Raw genomic sequence first — 19895 nt, 5'->3', positions numbered from 1 at the left:
TAGATGCGCTAATCAGCTTTTGACTTAAACCTTAGTAGTCTTAAAGCATTAAGTGTCACAAGTGCGGTTGCACCACTATCGGCAAGCACGGCTACCCATAAGCCAGTAATACCAAATAGGCTCGTCACCAAGAAGACACCTTTTAACCCCAACGCCAAAGCGACGTTCTGACGAATGTTTCTCATGGTTGCCTGTGACAGCTCAATCATAGCTGGCAGTTCAGTTAGACGATTGTGAGTCAGTGCCGAGTCTGCGGTTTCTAAAGCGACATCGGTGCCGCCTCCCATAGCAATACCTACGTTGGCAGTTTTCATTGCTGGCGCGTCATTAATACCATCACCCACCATAGCGACATGAGAACGGCGAGTCAGCTCTTCAACGTAACTCACTTTATCCGCAGGCAATAGGCTTGCTTTGTACTGCATGCCAACCACAGAGCTGATTGCCTCGGCACTGCGAGGGTTATCGCCAGTCAACATAATCGACTCTACGCCCAACTGGCTTAAACGCTCTACTGCAGTTTTGGCGTCACTGCGCAAAGTATCTTGCCACGCAATCAAACCAATGACGGTTTGAGGAAGCTCTATTGCCACTACCACCGTCTTGCCTTGCATTTCAAGCGAAGCAACCTGTTCTTGTACTGAAGAATCAAGAGCAAATGTCACTTTCGATGGTGAAAGCACCTGATAAGTATGCCCGTCGACGTCACCTTCAACGCCACTACCGATAAGAGCACGTTTGTTCTCTGATTCAGGGGTATCAATCCCCATCTCTTTAACTTTATTAACGAGAGACAGTGCTAATGGATGACTTGAGCCAACTTCAATCGCACCAACCACACGCAATAACTGTTGCTCGTTCCAACCTTGCAACGGTGTCACATCAGTAACTTGTGGTTTGCCCTCGGTCAGTGTCCCGGTTTTATCAAACGCAATGGTTTCAACCTTACCTAACTGCTCTAGTGCAGCACCGCCTTTAATCAAGGCACCACGTTTTGCCGCCGCAGCCAACCCAGACGTAATCGCAGCGGGTGTTGAGATAACCAACGCACATGGACATGCAATCAACAGTAGCGCGAGTCCACGATAGACCCAAGTTTCCCAAGGTTGAGCAAACAAGCTCGGCGGAATCACAATCACCATCAATGCCACAAACATCATTAGCGGCGTATACCAACGGCTAAATTTATCCAGGAATCGTTCTAGTGGTGCTTTGCGTGATTCTGCTTCTTCAATCAAATGAAGAATTCGGTCTATCGCATTCTCACCTTGTTTAGAAGTGATCGTGATACGAACAACCTTATCAACCACAACCGCACCCGCCATGATGGCGTTGCCTTTTACATGTTCAACAGGGACAGATTCACCAGTGAGTGCGCTCTCATCGAAGCTAGCGGCGTAAGTGATCAATTGACCGTCTGCTGGCAGTCGAGCACCAGGAGAGACTTCAATAACGTCACCAGGTTTAAGTTCCGTCACTGCAACTTCAACACGTTCGCCATCGACAATTTGAATGGCATTTTCAGGCACCAACGCCATCAATGCTTGTACACCACTGCGTGCACGGGATGAAGCAAACGCCTCTAAACGTTCACCGATTAAGAACAACAATAAAACCATGGCTGCTTCTACTGTTTCCCCCAAATACAAGGCGCCTAAAGCAGCAACACTCATCAAGGTTTCAATGGCAAAAGGAGTACCAGAACGAGCCAGTTTCACCGCTTGTTTTGCGACTGGGTAAAGTCCAAGTAAACAGGTGACAATAAACAATCGTTCACTTAAAACAGGGCTGAAATCTTTAATTAGGGTCGCGAATAACATCGCTGCGGCAATCGCAATGATTTGAAGATTTGGCTGAATGTATGATTGCCAGAAGGTCGCTGGCTCTTGCTTTTTCTTAGCGCCAACTTCACTCAAACTGAAGCCCGTTTTTTGAACGGCGGTTTCAATGGTTTCTGTGAGTTCAACTTGATCGTATTTCACGACCAGTTTTTCCGTCGCAAACAGAACCTTGGCTTCAATAACACCAGGAATAGAAGAAACGGCTTTTTCTACTTTTCGTGCACAAGCTGGGCAGTCCATACCTGAAACGAGCCAGCTTTTAGTGAGCTTGCTTTTTAGTTCGACAACTGAGGACAGCCGGTCTTCTTCTCCACTGTCTGAACCACAACAACTCTCGCCGCCAGCAGAGGGCTCAGCTGTTGCACAGCACGAAGATGTGCTGGTAGAAGCAGCAGTAATGCTAGTGATTTTAGGGCTGCCGCAGCTTGAAGCTACGGGTTTGTTTTGAATATCCGCTTTGGTTGAGCGGCACGCGGCATGTTTTGCACACATAATAAATTCTCCTTAATACTCGACTGCTGAAAGGGTTCCTAGTTGAGATAGGCTAAAGTCCCCTCCAGTACACCTGAAGTATAAACCTTGGAGTCATCTCCAAGGTCAAGAAGAAATAGTAAGAAACTGCTTAAGGTTTTGCGTCGCTCAGCTCTTTTCGGTTAGCAGAGACGTCATCAATTAATACCGCGTCATGTGAACAGAAAGGTTGAGTATTCAAACTCACAATAGAGACATCCTCTTGCTCGGTCTCAACTTCAGCGCCTTTCATCAGTTCTGCAATATGGAAGCGCAAAACGAGGACACCCAATATACCAAACAACACATTACCTAACGCTTGACCATACAAAACGCCAAGAGCACCATACCATTGAGAGCCAAGGTAAACGAAAGGCAGAGTTCCGAGCGTCGCTTTACCTAGGTTTAACGCCGTTGAATAGAGAGGTTTGCCCAAATTGTTGAACGATGTATTCGCAACAAACAGAGCACCATTAAAGGTAAAGGTGATCGCAACGTAGCTACAGAATGCCGCAACAATGATCGAGGCATCGCCTTGTAGGCTGAACATCGAAATAACGAAGTCTTGTAGGAAGTAAAGCAAGATGCAAACGGCAATGGTATAAGCGGTTGTAACAAGCAGGGAATTGTTGAGCGTTTCCTTCACTCTATCCATACGCTCAGCACCGAAGTTCTGACCAATGATAGGACCAACAGCACCAGACAGCGCAAAAATTACGGCAAAACAGACTGGCGTTAAACGGCCAATTACCGCAAACCCTGCAACAAAGTCTTCGCCATATTGCGCGATACCCGTTGTCACAATTGCGTTACCAATTGGCGTTGCGGTGTTGGTGATTATGGCTGGCAAAGCAATGGCAAGAATAGGACGAAGGTTGAAACGCCAATGAGCGATTGATGGCTTCGCTACTAAGTCGTGGCTACGAATGAGAGGATAAAGAGAGAAATACAACACGGTAAAACGAGCAATGACTGAGGCCAATGCTGCCCCTTCAATATTCCAACCAAATCCAAATATAAACAGCGGATCGAGAATCGCATTCACGATCCCCCCCGACAGTGTCGCCCACATAGAGCGCTTCGCATCACCGGCAGCTCTCAGTCCAGCACCCGCCGCCATTGCCAAAGCTAAGAATGGACCACTCGGAAGTAGAATCTGCAAATAGGCTTGTGCTCTTTCTGCGGCAAGCCCTTGTGCACCAATAGCATCCAACAGTTCGGGAATATGAATATACATTGCCGCCGTTACGAGTGAACTGATCGCAAACGCCGTCATCATGATACTGACACTAAGCTGTTTCGCGTGATCTCTATCTTTAGCACCTATCGCTTTGGAGACCAGTGCGCCCATGGCAATCGAAGTACCAATCGAAACAGAGGTAGAGAAAAACGTCAGTGTACCTGCAAAACCAACAGCTGCGGCCAATTCAACCTGACCCAACATACTGATAAACAGCATATCCAGGAGATCGACCACAAACAGAGCCATCAAACCAACAGAGCCCGCACCAGACATCACTAAAATGTGGCGCATTGTTGAACCTTCGACAAACTTGGCCGTTTGATTTGACATGAATCGTCTCCGTGGTTGAAAGCATGAAAGCAGTGAGAATTCTACAAATAACAAAAGGCGCTAGTGCGCCTTTTGTCAATTAAGATTAATCAGTAAACATAATCATTTCGAACAATGAATTATACAGGATGTTGGAAGCAATCATCTAAGTTTTTACCAATCGCTCTCAAAACGTCAGTACGAGTGATGATGCCAACCAGTCTGTCATTATCGATAACTGGGTATGCTTTTGGTTTGCCGACTTTCATTAAGTCTGCCAGCTCAATAATCGAAAGGTCTGGAGATACTGAAAGCACCTCTCGATACATACAGTCACCAACAGTGTGTGTGTCTTGGCAGAAATAGCTCACCTTCACCAACTTTTCTAACAAATCCTGTTCCGAAAGGAAGCCAATCACTTTCTCACTTTCATCAATCACGGGACCACCCATATGGTGACTGCGCATAACTTTGTCTAGCGCGAGACTTAACGGCATATCAGGAGTGAACGTCACAACCTGTAGCGTCATGTAATCTTTCACTTTAATCGAATTCATCGCTTTCTCCCTAAAAACTCTTAGCCACGTCTTATGTCGTACCTATATGTTAATTGTTGTCTAAAATCTTGATTTTACTAAATGGATTTCAACAATTTTATTGATAGGCAAAACCTAATTTATAAGAAACGTGAGGTGGCATAAGGGCTGAGGCACATAAAGCGAGTTGTAATAAACGTCAGCCATATCCTTACAAGCCATTACTTTTCGATACTTTCTTGTGATTCGAGATCCTGTAATCTTGCTTGCACACCAGTTTTTAGCCGATAAAAGACGTATGCAATATCACCAAGCTCTCTATGCTTTTGTCTATGCAGACAAAGACGGTATCGATAAAACCCTCATTGGTTACTTCAATGAAAAAGAGCGCCCATTGATGTCTAACTGCAGTGAAGAGATCACCAAAATGTCCTACGCTGCCATCGAAATCGCAGCCAAACGCGAACTAAAAATCAGACTCGTCAAATATCAAAAAGAGCATGAAATTGACTTTAGCCGTTTCGTAGAATCTTGATCAGCAGTCAGCTTCTTGGCTTTGCCAGAGTTGAAGTTGAAATAAGAGTAGAAATTGAAACAAAGGGCAAGTTCTCGTATCTTAGGCGGAGATACAGACACATCTGACTATTTCGACCATTCAACCTCGGCGCATTATGGCTTCCAAACTCCTTACTTCGATTAAATCATTCTTCAACGAAGTCTTAGACTTTCAATCCCGCATCTGGGTTATCCATATCGTAGAAGAAGCGATTACCGATCAGTCTTTCGTCATCAATGAAGATGGTTTCAAAGAACCTTTAGAATGGATGAAAAAACGCGGATATAGCGAGAACATGCTTGAACGTGTCGATAAGATGGGAATCTCTCAAATCATTGAATTGCAGTTGGGCGACATTTCGCACCGCTTGATGAGAGTAAAGTAATCGCACATAAAAAAGGCCAGCACTGCTGACCTTAATTCGTCGACTTTCAATAGCTATCGACATTCAAAGCTAACGGCGACAATACGCTTCCCACAGCTCAGAAGCACGTTTATACGCTTCTGGTTTATCGTGAGTCTCAGCAAACAATACCGCCGTCATCGTATCGACCACGCTGTTAGCCATCATCTCCATTTCGTCTTCTGGTGTGCCGAACACGCAACTTTCAGGTAGCGATAGCCCTTCATGCATGCTGCCCTTCCAATAAAAAGACTCGACCTTCTCAGGAGAACTCAACCAAACGGTTTGGCTTACCTTCGGGTTATATTCCGATTCACCATTCTGCCCCTTAAAGGAGATCACCGAGTGCGATTTATTACCGATTACATGCTCAACTTCCGCGTGTAATTGAGGGAAACCTGGGTGAAAGCTGCCACGAACACCTAATCGGCCACCACCAGGGTTAAGGGCACGAACCACGGTATTAATTGGCGTGCGTAAACCGTAACGGTGTTTCCAACCAATCATGGTTTGAGCTTCAGGAGCAAAGTTTGCCAAAGGAAGGTAGGCAATACCTTCTTTCTCTAAGATCTCTTTCGCGTGCTCAGGATTGTCAGCACGCTGCACATTCACATCTTGAAGATGCGTTTCTACATGCGTCCGGCCACTCGGTTTGTCCATATAACCGTGCATTAAAATCTTATAGCCACTATCCGCTAAAATTCTCGCAGCCAGCAAGTTCCATGGTTTACCGCTGCTTGAATCGTTGCGTTTACCGGCATAACAAGGCCAATCAATGTCTGCGCCCAAATCTGGAACTCGAGATTGGAATGCTTTAACAAAACCAGCAATCTCTTCGTTCGTTTCATTTTGTACGCGAATTAGCATCAGTAGCATCGCCATCTGGTCGTCTCCAACTTGACCACTCAAATACTCATCCATGATGCGATAGGCCTGTTCAAACGTCAGAGGTTTGCGACCTCTTTCTCCTCGTCCAACAGTACGAATACACTCTAAAATACTACTCATTGATGTCTAATTCTCTTCTCTCTAACAACTAAAAATAAGAAACCTGTTTCGATTCTATGCTACCTAGCCAATCAAGCAAAGCGCTACGGCACAATCCTTGATACTAAAAGTAAACTACTTAGTGTAAAATAATAGAATACCGTGCTAATTTGAGATTGAGTTGTATTTCTAATGACCGTTAAAAAAACACTGAGCCAGAAGAAACGTGAAGCCATCGTTGAAGCTGCTATTGCCGAGTTCACCGAAAATGGATACAAGTCCACCAGCATGGATAAGATTTCGGCGAGAGCAGAAGTATCGAAGCGCACTGTCTACAACCACTTTGCCAGCAAAGAGCTGTTGTTAGATGAGATTCTCGATAGCATCTGGATCAAAACGTTAGCCGCAACTCACTTCCCATATCAGCAGGAGCTGTCACTGGCTGAGCAACTGACTGCAATTGCCAATCAAGAACTCGATTTACTTGAATCTGAGGGCTTTATTAATCTTTCTCGTGTGTTGTTTTCTGAGTACTTCCACAACAAAGAACTCGCTTATCAAGCAATGGAGAAATACTCTCAAGCTGAGAGTGGCTTGACCATTTGGATTAAAGCAGCGCTAGCAGACGAACGCTTAATTGAACTTGACCCTCATTTCGCCTCAACTCAATTTATCGCCCTGCTTAAGTCATTCGCGTTCTGGCCGCAGATCATCGGTCACGCACCTTCTCCAGATACGGCACAACGAAACCACATTATTGACTCTAGCGTGCAGATGTTCCTAAAGCAGTATCGACGCTAATGCCGAAAACGGTTGTACGAAAGCCAGTATAGTTACTGGCTGTTCAACAACGTTCACGTATACTTCCACTCATTATTTATCTAGCAATACAACGAGTAACTCTATGATCATTTTGACGACAAACTCTGGTGATATCGAAATCGAACTGAACTTTGATAAAGCGCCAGTGACTTCTAAGAACTTTCTGAAGTACTGTGAAGACGGCTTTTATGAGGGGACAACTTTTCACCGAGTGATCGAAGGTTTTATGATCCAAGGTGGCGGCCACACCATTGATATGACTGAAAAACCAACGCGCGCACCTATCGTCAACGAAGCAAACCGCGGTCTAAAAAATGTCGTGGGTTCAATTGCAATGGCGCGTACTGATGCCCCACACTCAGCGACAGCTCAGTTCTTTATCAACCTAGATGACAATGATTTTCTTGATCACACAGCGACGACCAATGCAGGTTGGGGCTACGCAGTGTTTGGTAAAGTGATTGCAGGTATGGATGTTGTAGAGAAGATCGGTGTCGCGCCAACAACGACACGCTGGGGACATGAAGATGTACCATGTGAAGATATCGTCATTTCAAAAGTAACGATCAAGCAATAAGACTGATGCTTTCCAGTAGATGCTCTTCAGCAACTACGACATATCTATCGTCGGTGCACAGCACGAACATTTGCTGTGCACCGCTAATCAATACATCACTCACTGTTTAACACGTCAGTACTCCAACTATTGCGTCGATTAGTACAGCTAGCGTTCTCGTTTGCCCTTTACCAACGAGAACGATAGCTACGGTGGCAGGCCTTGAAACCACTTTTTGCCGCTGAGCTATTCTGCTCCAAGCTTGCTTGCAGCAGCTCTTGGTAACCTTCGTTCATCTCTAACATCAGACGCTCAAACTTTTCTGGCTTTTTCCAAACATCTGCTTTGGCTTTTCCGCCTTCACTACCCTTATCAAAACTCACCAACAAGGTTTCACCGTGCACCGTTAACTGCTGACTGGTCTGTTGCAGCGAAGACCAATCCACATTGTTCTTTCTAAGCCCGGAATTTGCCGACTTACTCAACTTTTCAATCGATTGAAAAGCGTCTTGACGAGCTTGTACCGCATCCACCGTTTGCTCAGCGGCAGCGTTAGAAACTGAAAGTGGTGACAGAGCGATAAAAGTAACAAGGGCAGCTAAAGATAATGGTTTCACGTTAAATTTTTTCATAATCGATTCTCTATTCTGGGCGAATTTTAGGGTGGTTGATAGACTCAATGAAGATTAATTTACACAGCAACAGTTGCAATTGCAACTGTTGCTGTGTAAATTAAATTCAAACCTACTTACATCAGGAATCACATTATGAAGATTTGGGACTTACCGACTCGCCTATACCACTGGCTTCAAGCTGCACTCTTCGTTGGACTCGCCGCATCTGGCTTTAATGGCCAAGGTCCGCATGTTTATCTGGGACTTGCTCTATTCTCGCTTCTGATTTGGAGAATCATTTGGGGCATAGTGGGTAGCGACACCAGCCGTTTCGCTCAATTTATCTCGTCACCAGCCAAGATCATTCGATATCTATCTGGCAAAGAATCAACCAAGCAAGGCCATAACCCACTTGGTGCATGGATGGTTGTCGCGATGATCGCAGTTCTAACGATTCAATGTTTAAGTGGGATTGTCATTGCTGGCCTATTGGATAACGTAATTGGACAATGGCTAACCGATGAAGTCTTCAACGCAATGGTCACACTTCACATCATTGCAGCACGTGCTTTGGTCGCGTTTGTAGCCCTACACCTGCTCGCTATCATCATCTACAAAATTCGCTCAAAGCCTTTAGTTTGGGCGATGATCAGTGGGCGAAAAACAATGGATTCAACGGATATACACGGAAACGCTAGCGATGTTTTGTACTTTGCCTCGAATAGAAAAGCTTTTGTCGTGCTAATTGCAGCGGTATTAGTTACGATGACAATAGTTGTAGTATCACTATTCTAGATAGGTATTCGATAATGTCTGAGACGTTTGATAGACAAAATAGTTTTGGTTGGATGATCAATGTGATCGCCAATAAAGCCTCGAAAGAGTTCGATCATGAACTGAAAAAGCATGGGCTCACCATTGCTTTATGGCCGACTTTGATGTGCTTGTGGGAAGAAGAAGGTGTCACGCAAAAAGACATTGCTATCAAGTCAAAGGTGGAGAATTCAACAACGACTCGAACTCTAGACAAACTCGAAAAGCTAGAGCTGGTTGAACGTAGAGCCGACCCTGAAAGCCGTCGCTCATTTAGAATCTATCTAACTGAAAAGGGAAAAGCGCTTGAAGAAACCCTAATCCCAATTCCAATGCGCTTGAACAAGGAACTACTCGGTGCTTTGGATGAGTCCGAGCAACAACAGATGCTTCAGCTACTGAAAAAGATGGTTGCCGATATCTAACTGGTAGCCATGATACCCCCGCTTGGATTATGCCAAGCGGTTGAGGATTAGCCCTTTCTCGACAGGCGAATATAGCAAAACAGTGCGCCAATAATCACCGCTCCGCCGGCAAGCTTTTGCAGTTCAACCGTCTCACCAAGCATGGTCACGCTTAAGATCAATGTCCATACAGGTTCAAGGATCATAATAAGCGCGGCAACCTCCATATTCACTGAGTGTTGTCCTACCGTTTGTAACAAGTAACGAATCGCTGTCGCAACCACTGCAGACACCGTAAACCAGAATATCAACGAACCGGTAATCTCAAATTCAGGCTGTCCTGTCATTGCAGCAAATACCATCCCGCTAATGCCCACCATAAACAGCTGAATACAGATCGAAGCTATAGGCTTAACATTGTTCGTTACTCGTTTGTTCATGACAAAATGCAGCGACAGCATGATTGAAGCGAGTAGAAAATAGATTTGGCTCTCTTCAAACGCCCAACCGTTAGTGAGCGTGAGCAGTAACATACCGATAATTGAGATAGGAAACGACAACCAGAACGCACGATTTGGCTTCACACGGAAAATAAGCCAAGAAACAAACGGCGCAATGATCATTGCCAGGCTGGTAATGAATGCCCCTTCAGAGAGACTGTCAGTAATCGAGACAGCATATACCCACACCTGCAGTGAGCCGGATAGAATCAAACCAACGCCCGCTATCCCCAACAGTTGAGACCAACTCAATTGACGAATCAAACGAAAACAGAATGGCAGAAGAATCAGGCTAGCAATGAAAAAACGCACACCGATGAATAGCGGCCCTGGCATCTCCAGTACCACCAGCTTTGACGCAATCCATCCAACTGCTGCCAATAGCGTTGCGCCTAATAGATAAGCTTCACCACCTAGTGCTTTTAGTTTCATTATTCCTAACCCTAAAGCTTGCTCAGATTAATGATCAACTGAGCCAGAACAAAAAAAGCAACCCCACGTAAGCAAGGTTGCTAATTTACAAAGTAAAACAGTATAAACCGTCTTTATTAATTAGGCAGTATATTCTGGATAATCCGTCAGACCTTTTTCCGCACCACCAAACAGAGTGTTAGGATCGTGCGCAGCCAATGGGTAACCATTTTGAATACGCGCTGGTAAATCAGGGTTCGCAACAAATGGACGACCGAAACCAATCATATCCGCAGTACCTTCTGCCACCGCTTCTTCACCACGTTCACTGTTGTAACGACCAGCCCAAATCAATACACCTTGATACGCTTCACGTACCGCTGTTTTGAATGTTTTTGGCGTTTCTGGGGCATCGTCCCAATCAACTTCAGCAATGTGTAGGTAAACGATCTTGTATAGGTTAAGTAACGCAGCAGCCGCTGTGTAAGTCTCTACAGGAGTCGCATCAACCGTACCATTCAATGATGTGAATGGCGCAAGGCGAACACCAACACGGTCAGCGCCAATAGCATCAACCATAGCTTCAACCACTTCACCTAGGAAACGCAGACGGTTTTCAATAGAGCCACCGTATTCATCTGTACGGTTATTCGCTTCAGAATCAATAAACTGGTTCACTAAGTAACCGTTCGCTGCATGAAGTTCAATACCATCAAAACCAGCTTCAATCGCATTCAGAGCTGCTTGGCGGTACTGTTCAACCACCATTTTGATGTCATCTTTGGTCATTTCACGCGGTTCAACCACATCAACAAAGCCCGGCTCGTCGGTACCATTATCAATAAACACTTTCACGTTTTCCGCTTTCAGTGCAGATGATGAAATTGGTTGTTCGCCACCAATGTTGTCTGGATGCGTTACACGGCCTACGTGCCATAGCTGTGCGAAAATCTTACCGCCTTTCTGGTGTACTGCATCAGTCACCTTTTTCCAGCCAGCGATTTGCTCTTGAGTATAAATACCTGGAGTCCAAGCGTAGCCTTGGCCCATTGGAGAGATTTGAGTGCCTTCAGCAATAATAAGACCAGCAGAAGCACGCTGTGCGTAGTATTCAGCCATCATCTCGTTCGCAATGTTACCCGGCTGTGTTGCACGAGAGCGAGTCATCGGAGGCATTACAATACGGTTTGCTAGAGTCAATGAACCTAATTGAATTGGTTGAAATAGTGCGTCTTTCATTTTTCTGCCCTTATTATTTTTCTAGCTGAATAAGTTCGATAGCGTAGCCATCAGGATCTTTAACAAACGCGATATGCGTTGTGCCACCAAGAACTGGTCCCGGCTCGCGAGAAACATTGCCACCCAGAGCTTTAATGTCAGCACATGCAGAGTAGATATCTTCAACGCCTAGTGCTAGGTGACCAAAGGCATTGCCCATCTCGTACTCGTTGGTATCCCAGTTGTAAGTCAGCTCGATGGTTGTTCCGCCCTGCTCATAACCAACAAACACAAGTGTGTAGCGATATTCCTGATTTTCGTGACGCTCTAGCTCTTTCATACCCAACACTTTTGTGTAGAACTCAATCGACTTATCTAGGTCAGCAACGCGAATCATAGTATGTAGGAATTTCATAGTTTCACCTTATTGGGCTCTGCGTACTCGCAGAAAAAATCATTGGCACTCGCCATTTCTTGAGGTGAATATTACGAAATAAACCTAGAGACGTGAAATTATCATTAGCTATCAATCTAATAATTTTTTGTTATCAGCAACAAATCATAGAACAGAGTGAAAGACAGACAGGGTTGGCGATTAGCTAACCAGCCGAGGACAACCAAAAAGGAGTTGGGAGAGACGACTAAAAGACCAAAGGTTTGTCGTTGGTTATGTCTGAAAGCTTGTGAGACGACCCTAAAACTTGCTCTCTAAACCAGCGATGAGCTGGGTCTGCTGTTTGACGCTTAAGCCAGATTAGATAATGAGAAATAGGTTGATACTCGAAAGGTGGCTTAAAGAGCTGTAACTTTAGTTGCGTTTGAAATTGCAATGCCAGCGATGTTGGCAGCGCTGTAACGTAATCCGACTGACTCACCAACAACATACTGCTGAATAGCGACCTTCCACGAAACACAATTTCCCTTTGCGACAAGTCGAGCGAGGTATAGTGCTCAAGGCTTCTAGCCTTACGACGCCTTCGCTCTAGCACCGCATGTTTCTCTTGTAGGAACTGTTCTTGCGTAATCTCACCTTGAATCCTCGGGTGGCCCTCCCTACAAACCACGACAAAGTCGCTTTCAAGTAATGGTACGCTTTCGATACTTGGATGATCAGGAACCACGATGTCGATCATTGCATCATACTTATTGGTCAGAAGATCTTCGTAAATGCTTTCGTCATCATCGTCTTGGTCATGAACGGCAAGTTGAAGGTTCGGATGAGGCAATGAACCAAAGTGATTGAGCAGCATCCACTGCAAATGTTCAGGGCTCGAAAGTGAAAACTTGCGATGAGAGCTTTGGGGATCAAAATCCACCATAGAGCTAAACACACCATTAAGCTGTTCAATTGGTGCTTTAACCTGCTGGTGCAACATCTGAGCATACGACGTCGGTACCACACCACGGCCTTTGCGGACGAATAACTCTTGTCCCACCTCTTTCTTTAGGCGGCTCAATGAAGTACTGATTGTGGACTGATTGGTACCCAGTTGAACTGCAGCTTTACTGAGGCTACCTTGCTCCATCACGGCAGAAAAAACCGCTAAAAGGTTAAAATTGGGGATGTCGTTGCTCATAGCTCACGCTCTCAAGGTGTTCGATATCTATATAATATCGTAATTTCGATAGGATGATATGGCGAATTAGATATTGCCTAAAAGCTAATTTTTAATGCCCCCCAGAAAGATAATTCATGTATTTCATCGATTTAAATTAAGCCCGTAGACATAAATTTCTAGAGATATAAAACAAAGTTATATTGAAAATAACTTTAAATATGAGGGTGTAAACTTAATCAGAAATAAATGACTTTAATAGAACCACATTGTCTCAAATATTATGACACTGTGTTAATGATAGGCTTATATACATATTATTTTTTAATATTAGACTTGTGCCTACTTTCAGTTAAATAATATTAAGAGCCAATAATAATGAAAAAAATAGTTCCCGCATTACTACTGAGCAGCCTTGCATTATCTAATTATGCGAATGCTGAAGGTGAGCAACTCTCTGTACAAGAAGCCGCTAAAAAATCAGCTAACCCTGTATCTGATGTTTGGATGCTCATTACACAAAATGACTACACCTTCTTGGAAAAAGAAGACGGTCACCATGAAATGCAGAACCGTTTAAGCTTCCAACCGGTTATGCCCGTCCCTATCATGGATGGCGAGTGGAACTTGGTGAACCGCATAGTCGCTAACCACTACAGTGCTCCTGGCGATCGTGAAGATGGTGATTTCTTTGAAGGTCGTACTAACGGAATGGGCGATACCGTATTCCTATCTCTTGCAGCCCCTAACCGAGACGATGGGTTCATATGGGGCGTCGGCCCAACCGTTATAGCACCAACCGGAACAGATGGTTTAACACAAGACAAATGGCAAGTCGGCCCGGCTGCTCTAGTTGCGAGGTTAGGTAAAGAAACCGGACAACCAATGAACATAGATAGCTGGAACGTGGGTGTTCTTGCGCAACAATGGTGGGATGTGGGTGGTAGTGACAGTATTACAGAGTCAACTAACCAAGCCGATATCCAATACTTCTTAAATTACCGAGTGAGCAACACGGCACTCATTGGTATGACACCCAATATTCAGATTGATTGGGAGAAAGATGGATCAGACCGATTCACAGTACCAGTCGGCCTTGGTTACATTGATATGTTCAAAGTAGGCCCTATGCCAGTACGTTGGGGTGTGGAGCTTCAATATTACGTCATGAAACCAGATGCAAATGTTGGAACAACCAACCCATCAGAATACATTCCTTACTCACCAGATTGGAACTTAAAGTTCTTCGTGGCTCCCGTTACTCTGAATCCGTTTAAATAAACACTTCAAAGAGACAAATCATCAAAATTTGTCTCTTTTTCTATAAATCCTATCAGCTGTACTTATCCGAGTTTTCTTTGATCTAAGCTAAGCAAGCTATCGAACTTTCGACAACAAGTTTGAAGCGACGCAATTTTACCGATCCCTCTCAAACTACCGATATTAACCTATCAAAATTACGATATTGTAAAATCGTAATACTAGGTAGATTCGAGTAATTTCTGTTCTTATTATCGCGGCAACGAATGAATTATTCGATAACACTTACAGAATTTTAATCAATTGCCAATTACGTATTTTTAGCACAAGACACTATGTCAGGTACTATTTAATATGGCTTGATTACAACATTGCGTTTGTAAAATATATTATTACTCTTATTGGTTTTATTGAATATTCATGAGTTAAAGGGGAAATTTATAGTCCTCTATGCTGAGAATCTGTTGCTTGGACTTTCAACATCCTAACTAATTCTATTTTGAAGGAATCGTGTATTTCCAGTGATTTACACCTTCAATTAACCTTTATGGATGTCGACAGAAGTTATCGAGTCGCTTTCTCTCTCCTTATAAAAGTAGGTTGAGATATGAATATTCTAAAAACTATTTTCCAAAAGATCTGGGCCATTGTGATGGTCTTAGTGAAGTTCTGCCTGTTTATGGCGCTGATGCTTGCAGGAGCTTGGGCGCTTGCACCACTAGGCACAATCCATTCAAAAGACATCGACTTCTCTCAGTTTAACAACCATCCCAACGAGATGATGATGAACTTCTTTCAGTCAGAGTACTTCTCTGGCTACCTTTTTGCAGTGACCATCGCGGTGACTTTGGCTGTCATCTATGGCCTTTGGCAGGTGCATGAATTAGGTGTCCATAAAGCGAAAGAACATAAAAGTGCACACGTGCAGATTGTCTTCGCCTTATCGCTTTGCGGCCTGTTCATCAGCAAAACTTTCTGGGTGATTGCATTAGTCATCGCATTAGCGAACTGGAAACATATTGGTCAATCAATCAGTGATGTGATTCGTCGCGGTATAACCCCAACCTCACCAACACCACCTAGCCCACTTCATAGTGAGCCCACCACTCGCACAGAAAAAGAGGCAGCATAATGAAAGAGATGATGATCCCATACATTCTGATTGTATGGTCCCTATTCGCGACTGGCGCACTAAAGAAAACCATTAAGAACTACACGTGGGCAGCGATCGGCGGTGTGCTTATTCTGGCGGTATTAGCGGTTATTTCGCGCCTTTGGGCTCCAGTTGATCTTACTAACTCAACCACAGTAAAAGCGCCTCACGCGGTGATGTCACCTGTGTTTGGCCAACAGATCGATGAGATCTTGGTCGATCACAACCAGCATGTGAAAAAAGGCGATGTGCTTTACACCCTAGTTGACATCAACTCGGCAGCGGATAAAGCGAAAATCGAAGCCGCAATTGTTCAGAAAGAAGAACAGATTAAGCAGATGACCCGCGATATCTCTCGCGCTGATACCTCTCCAGAGATCTTCAACGCGCGTGATGTTGAGAAATACAACTCGGATCTTCGTGTGATGAATTCACAGCTAGCCTCCCTGAAAGCTGATCTACAGAAAGTGAATTGGGCGCAAGAGAAGAAGACCATCACCGCAGAGTTTGATGGTCAGGTCTCTATCGTTAATATCGCTGAAGGTTCAGTGATGGGTAACATGCACCTCTACAACACCAGCAAGAAGTTCTTAGAGATGCGCGTCTCTGACCAAACCTATGGTTACGTTCAAGAAGGTGATTTTGCAGAGTTCTACGTTGATGCGTACCCAGGCCACGTCTTCCGCGCTAAGGTACACAGCTTTAATGCAGGTACTGGTGAAGCAGGTATTTCGCCATTCCAAGGCCCACAAAGCGTCGGTCAGCACGTAGTTCGTAACGGCAACGGTTTAGGTCGTACTGTGGTTCTAGAGATCATCGAGCCAGAAGGCTACAACATTCCAATCGGTGCGACAGGCGCAGCTTGGATCTCTGCAGAAAAGCCACACCCATTTTGGGGCTTCATCGATGTGATCGGTGCAGCAACGGTCCGCCTCCAATCGTACAAGTCGTACCTAGGTGCTTGGTAATCAGTTATTTGGTAACCAGTTGATTGGTTAGATTACTAAGTAAACCTACTGCAGTTTCGAGTTAAATAAAAAGGTGAGGCTCTTTTGGCCTCACCTTTTCTTTACTCGGCTTTCTAAACTATTTAGGGAAACTAGTGCGCTAGCGCTGCTGAGGTGTGTAGCCCCTTCTTGCGTGTCATTAGGTGGAACACCACTGGCACGAAATAGAATGAAATCAAAGTAGTCAGTACTGTACCGCCAACAATCGCAACCGCAAACGGAGGCCAGAAACCACCACCAGCGATGATCAGCGGCATAAAGCCACCGACTGTGGTAATTGTCGTTGAGCTGATATGACGAGTACACGACATGACTGCGTTAACCACTGCATCCACACTGCCTGACGATGCGTCTTCATCTAACTTAAGCTCCGTCAGAATCACGATTGCAGCATTAATGGCAAGGCCTGCGATACCGAGCATTGCAATGATCACTGTGAAACCAAACGGATAGCCGAATATCCAAACCGACAGTAAACCGAGTCCACCAGCCAGGGCTGCTACCATTAAGATAATGGTACTTAACCTGAACGAGTTGAAAGACATCACGACCACCAACACCATCAATACAACAACGACTGCTACATTAGAGATCAAGCTATTCACTGAGTGATCACGCTCGGCAGATTCACCACCAAAATCAATGGTGTAACCCGATGGAATTTCGTAGCTTTTTAGACGTTCTTGGAACTCATTAAGCACAGTTTGTGGCAAAATACCCGCCTCAATGTAGCCCTCAATCGTATTCACTCGCTGACCGTTACGACGAGTAATGGCACCGCGACTGGTTGTTAGCTCGAGCTCTGCCAAAGTTGAGACATTAATCCCCGTCGAATAGATTTCCGAGTTAATTGGCAAACGGATATTGCTTAGGTGCGTCAAATCTTCACGTGCATCATCAGCCACGCGAACACGGATTGGCACAGATTCGCTTCCCTCAATCACCGAACCACTCTCACGGCCTGTAAGTGTTGTTTGCAGTAGCACAGCAAACTGATTCAATGAAATACCATTTAACTTGGCAGTATCTTCATCCACCTTGAGCCACACTTTTGGCGTACCCGGTTGTAAAGTCTCGCGAGTATGGGTGACATGTGGAATGCCCGACAGAATCAAACGAACATCTTCACCAATCGCTTTCAATGTATCTAGGTTCTCACCGTATACACGCAGTTCTACGGGAGCCGTAAACGGAGGACCTTGATTCAGTTTTCGCACCAGAATTTGAGCTTCAGGCACCTCTTTATCTAACACCTTTTGCAACTCAGGAATCAACGCGTTAGCTTGGACAAAATCTCCGGTTTTCACCATTGCTTGAGAGAAGTAAGGCGCGTTGTTTTGCCTTGCTTGAAGGTTGTAATAGAACGATGGGAAGTTCGCACCCACCAGCCAATCAATACGCTCTACCTCAGAGTAGCGATGGATGATTTCATCGATTCGCTCAGAGGTTTGCTTGGTCGCATAAACACTCGCTTGTGGCGGCATGTACACCTGAATCTCGAACATGTCGCGATCCGAAGGTGGGAAAAACTGCTCGGTCAGTTGCGACATACTCCAGTAGCCCGTAAATGGCACCAAAAGAACTAAGGCAATAGTGATGATGGGATGGGTAACACCAAAACGCACCGATGACGAGAACCAGCGAGTTAACGCAGGAATACGAAGCCCCGTCATGTACCAGTGATGCTCTCCTTGCTTATCGACATCACTTAGCTGTTTAGGCAACAGTCGAGTTGCTAAGCCAGCAATCAAGGTATGAGAAATCACATACGACCCAATCAGTGAGAAGGATACGGTAATCGCAATGCCACCCACAAACTCACCAGAAGCACCTGGCATCAGAATGATCGGAGCGAATGCCAATACTGTGGTTAGCGTTGAACCCAATAACGGCACCCATAAATGCTTCAATGCATTCATGGTCGCTTCAGCTCGATGTTGACCTTTAAGTCGATACGCTTGAATGGTATCCACCATCACTACTGCGTTATCTACCATAATCCCGAGTGCCACAATCAAGCCCGTCACTGACATCTGGTTGATAGGTACACTGGTCATTTTCATGATGGAAAGCGTGAGCAAAGACGTTAAAGGCAGCGAAATTGCCACCAAGATTGCAGCACGAACACCAAGGGTGACAAACAGTACAATTAAGATGAGAACAAAACCGATCAACAAGCTTTCGCCGAGATCGTTTAGACGTGTCTCTGTGTAACCTTGTTGGCTAAAGAGCACATTCACATGTACGTTACTTGGTAGCTCTTGCTCAAATCTTTCTATCACGGCATTGGCGCGTGAAGTCCAATTATCGACACGTAAGTCTGGGTGCATGCGCGCAGCAACAATCACCCCCGGCTCACCATCGATAATCGCGATCTGGTCTTGTGGCGTTTTTTCACCTCGAGATACGGATGCAATATCTTCAAGACGAACGATATGACCATTGGCGTCGGTTGCAATTGGCACTTGCTTGATGCGTTCAATAGAGTCTAGCTCGGACTCAATCTCCAACCCAAAACGAGAGTACGAACTCACTAACTCTCCAGCTGAGTTCTTAGCGTCAGCCCCTTCTAGAGATTCAGCAATATTGGCACTTGAACGACCGAGCGCGGCGGCATCGGCAGTACGCAAGTTAATTTGAATCTCTTCTTGTGGCATACCGTATTCATCAACGAACTCAGTACCCGACAAGGTTCTCAAACGTTTGGCAAGCTCTTTGGCATAGCGCCCTAGAGTTAAGCGATCCGGCTCTCCTGCTCCTGTCCAGGTTAACGCGGTAATAGTGGTAAACGCATAGGTGTGGTCACTATCCAAATCCGGAGATTGTGCACCAGCAGGAAGAAGCGGTTCAACGTCGGACAGCTTGTCTCGCGCTTGTGACCAAACTGGTTCAGGCTCTGTGATGGTATCGTCCAGCTCAAGTGTCACAATCGACACACTAGGGCGAGAGGTTGAGCTGACTAGCTTCACCTCACTGAGCTCACGCAGTTTATTCTCAATAACCTCTGTCACTAAGGTTTCGACTCTCTCTGCACTCGCCCCTGGGAAGCTCGTGGTAATGTTAGCGTAGCGGTTGATGATGACAGGATCTTCTGCACGCGGCAGAGTCATGAAAGCGGAGATACCGCTCACCATCAGCAACGCCGTCATTAAGATAAGCAGTCGCGTATTGGAAATCGTCTCGATGATCTTCATGG

The 19895-nt window shown here is 45.2% G+C and carries 19 protein-coding genes; 9 read left to right on the top strand and 10 right to left on the bottom strand.

The genetic code is table 11. The annotated features are described in order from the left end of the window. Window positions 1–8: 8 nt before the first annotated feature. The 3 genes from FIV04_RS04985 to FIV04_RS04975 all read right to left on the bottom strand — a co-directional run bounded on the left by FIV04_RS04985 (window position 9) and on the right by FIV04_RS04975 (window position 4460). Window positions 9–2333 carry a zinc/cadmium/mercury/lead-transporting ATPase gene (locus tag FIV04_RS04985; protein ID WP_152468429.1) on the bottom strand — a complete coding sequence of 775 codons (2325 nt, stop codon included), beginning with the start codon at window positions 2331–2333 and terminating at the stop codon, window positions 9–11. Window positions 2334–2463: 130 nt separating this feature from the next. Next, a complete protein-coding gene (locus FIV04_RS04980) occupies window positions 2464–3924 on the bottom strand; it encodes an MATE family efflux transporter (protein WP_152468428.1) in 1461 nt (486 codons plus the stop codon). Window positions 3925–4043: 119 nt separating this feature from the next. Next, window positions 4044–4460 (bottom strand): CBS domain-containing protein, encoded by a 417-nt coding sequence (locus FIV04_RS04975; RefSeq protein ID WP_152468427.1) that lies wholly within the window; start codon window positions 4458–4460, stop codon window positions 4044–4046. A gap of 277 nt (window positions 4461–4737) precedes the next feature. Here FIV04_RS04975 and FIV04_RS04970 point away from each other — a divergent pair, with 277 nt between their 5' ends. Both FIV04_RS04970 and FIV04_RS04965 read left to right on the top strand, forming a co-directional pair. After that, window positions 4738–4974, top strand: a complete 237-nt coding sequence (locus tag FIV04_RS04970; RefSeq protein ID WP_152468426.1) for a hypothetical protein — start codon at window positions 4738–4740, stop codon at window positions 4972–4974. Between the two features lie 136 nt (window positions 4975–5110). Next, window positions 5111–5380: a hypothetical protein gene (locus FIV04_RS04965; protein ID WP_152468425.1), complete on the top strand. Its 270-nt coding sequence runs from the start codon at window positions 5111–5113 to the stop codon at window positions 5378–5380. Between the two features lie 69 nt (window positions 5381–5449). Here the strand turns inward: FIV04_RS04965 and FIV04_RS04960 are convergent, their stop codons facing one another. Then, window positions 5450–6406, bottom strand: a complete 957-nt coding sequence (locus FIV04_RS04960; RefSeq protein ID WP_152468424.1) for a glycosyl transferase family protein — start codon at window positions 6404–6406, stop codon at window positions 5450–5452. A 171-nt stretch (window positions 6407–6577) separates the two neighbouring features. On the opposite strand from FIV04_RS04960, the gene FIV04_RS04955 reads away from it, so the two are divergent. Further along, window positions 6578–7186 (top strand): TetR/AcrR family transcriptional regulator, encoded by a 609-nt coding sequence (locus FIV04_RS04955; protein ID WP_152468423.1) that lies wholly within the window; start codon window positions 6578–6580, stop codon window positions 7184–7186. A gap of 103 nt (window positions 7187–7289) precedes the next feature. Further along, the gene (locus FIV04_RS04950; RefSeq protein ID WP_152468422.1) at window positions 7290–7784 is read left to right on the top strand and encodes a peptidylprolyl isomerase; all 495 of its coding nucleotides are present in this window, start codon (window positions 7290–7292) and stop codon (window positions 7782–7784) included. Window positions 7785–7951: 167 nt separating this feature from the next. Here FIV04_RS04950 and FIV04_RS04945 read toward each other — a convergent pair whose 3' ends face one another. Next, window positions 7952–8395, bottom strand: a complete 444-nt coding sequence (locus tag FIV04_RS04945) for a cytochrome c (RefSeq protein ID WP_152468421.1) — start codon at window positions 8393–8395, stop codon at window positions 7952–7954. Between the two features lie 135 nt (window positions 8396–8530). Between FIV04_RS04945 and FIV04_RS04940 the strand changes: the two genes are divergently transcribed. Beyond that, window positions 8531–9172, top strand: a complete 642-nt coding sequence (locus FIV04_RS04940) for a cytochrome b/b6 domain-containing protein (RefSeq protein WP_152468420.1) — start codon at window positions 8531–8533, stop codon at window positions 9170–9172. A gap of 14 nt (window positions 9173–9186) precedes the next feature. Beyond that, window positions 9187–9615: a MarR family winged helix-turn-helix transcriptional regulator gene (locus FIV04_RS04935; protein ID WP_150895265.1), complete on the top strand. Its 429-nt coding sequence runs from the start codon at window positions 9187–9189 to the stop codon at window positions 9613–9615. A gap of 47 nt (window positions 9616–9662) precedes the next feature. Here FIV04_RS04935 and FIV04_RS04930 read toward each other — a convergent pair whose 3' ends face one another. From FIV04_RS04930 to FIV04_RS04915, 4 genes are all read right to left on the bottom strand, one after another. Next, window positions 9663–10529: a DMT family transporter gene (locus tag FIV04_RS04930; RefSeq protein WP_152468419.1), complete on the bottom strand. Its 867-nt coding sequence runs from the start codon at window positions 10527–10529 to the stop codon at window positions 9663–9665. 117 nt (window positions 10530–10646) lie between these two features. Continuing rightward, a complete protein-coding gene (locus FIV04_RS04925) occupies window positions 10647–11744 on the bottom strand; it encodes an alkene reductase (RefSeq protein ID WP_152468418.1) in 1098 nt (365 codons plus the stop codon). A gap of 13 nt (window positions 11745–11757) precedes the next feature. Continuing rightward, complete coding sequence (gene gloA / locus FIV04_RS04920; RefSeq protein ID WP_032549520.1) at window positions 11758–12138, bottom strand: lactoylglutathione lyase; 381 nt, start codon at window positions 12136–12138, stop codon at window positions 11758–11760. Between the two features lie 226 nt (window positions 12139–12364). Continuing rightward, window positions 12365–13300 carry a LysR family transcriptional regulator gene (locus FIV04_RS04915; protein ID WP_152468417.1) on the bottom strand — a complete coding sequence of 312 codons (936 nt, stop codon included), beginning with the start codon at window positions 13298–13300 and terminating at the stop codon, window positions 12365–12367. A 357-nt stretch (window positions 13301–13657) separates the two neighbouring features. Between FIV04_RS04915 and FIV04_RS04910 the strand changes: the two genes are divergently transcribed. The 3 genes from FIV04_RS04910 (at window position 13658) to FIV04_RS04900 (ending at window position 16660) form a co-directional block, all read left to right on the top strand. Further along, complete coding sequence (locus FIV04_RS04910; protein WP_152468416.1) at window positions 13658–14560, top strand: hypothetical protein; 903 nt, start codon at window positions 13658–13660, stop codon at window positions 14558–14560. A gap of 586 nt (window positions 14561–15146) precedes the next feature. Continuing rightward, on the top strand, window positions 15147–15671 hold the full coding sequence (locus FIV04_RS04905) for a magnesium transporter (protein WP_152468415.1): 525 nt from the start codon (window positions 15147–15149) through the stop codon (window positions 15669–15671). Continuing rightward, window positions 15671–16660: an HlyD family secretion protein gene (locus FIV04_RS04900; protein WP_152468414.1), complete on the top strand. Its 990-nt coding sequence runs from the start codon at window positions 15671–15673 to the stop codon at window positions 16658–16660. Before FIV04_RS04905 ends, FIV04_RS04900 begins: the two co-directional genes overlap by 1 nt. A gap of 131 nt (window positions 16661–16791) precedes the next feature. Here FIV04_RS04900 and FIV04_RS04895 read toward each other — a convergent pair whose 3' ends face one another. Beyond that, complete coding sequence (locus FIV04_RS04895; RefSeq protein ID WP_152468413.1) at window positions 16792–19893, bottom strand: efflux RND transporter permease subunit; 3102 nt, start codon at window positions 19891–19893, stop codon at window positions 16792–16794. Window positions 19894–19895: the final 2 nt, after the last annotated feature.

The organism is Vibrio sp. THAF190c (genome assembly GCF_009363355.1).
In the GTDB taxonomy this organism is placed as follows: Bacteria; Pseudomonadota; Gammaproteobacteria; order Enterobacterales; family Vibrionaceae; genus Vibrio; species Vibrio fortis_A.
This window is presented reverse-complemented; position numbering and strand designations above follow the sequence as displayed.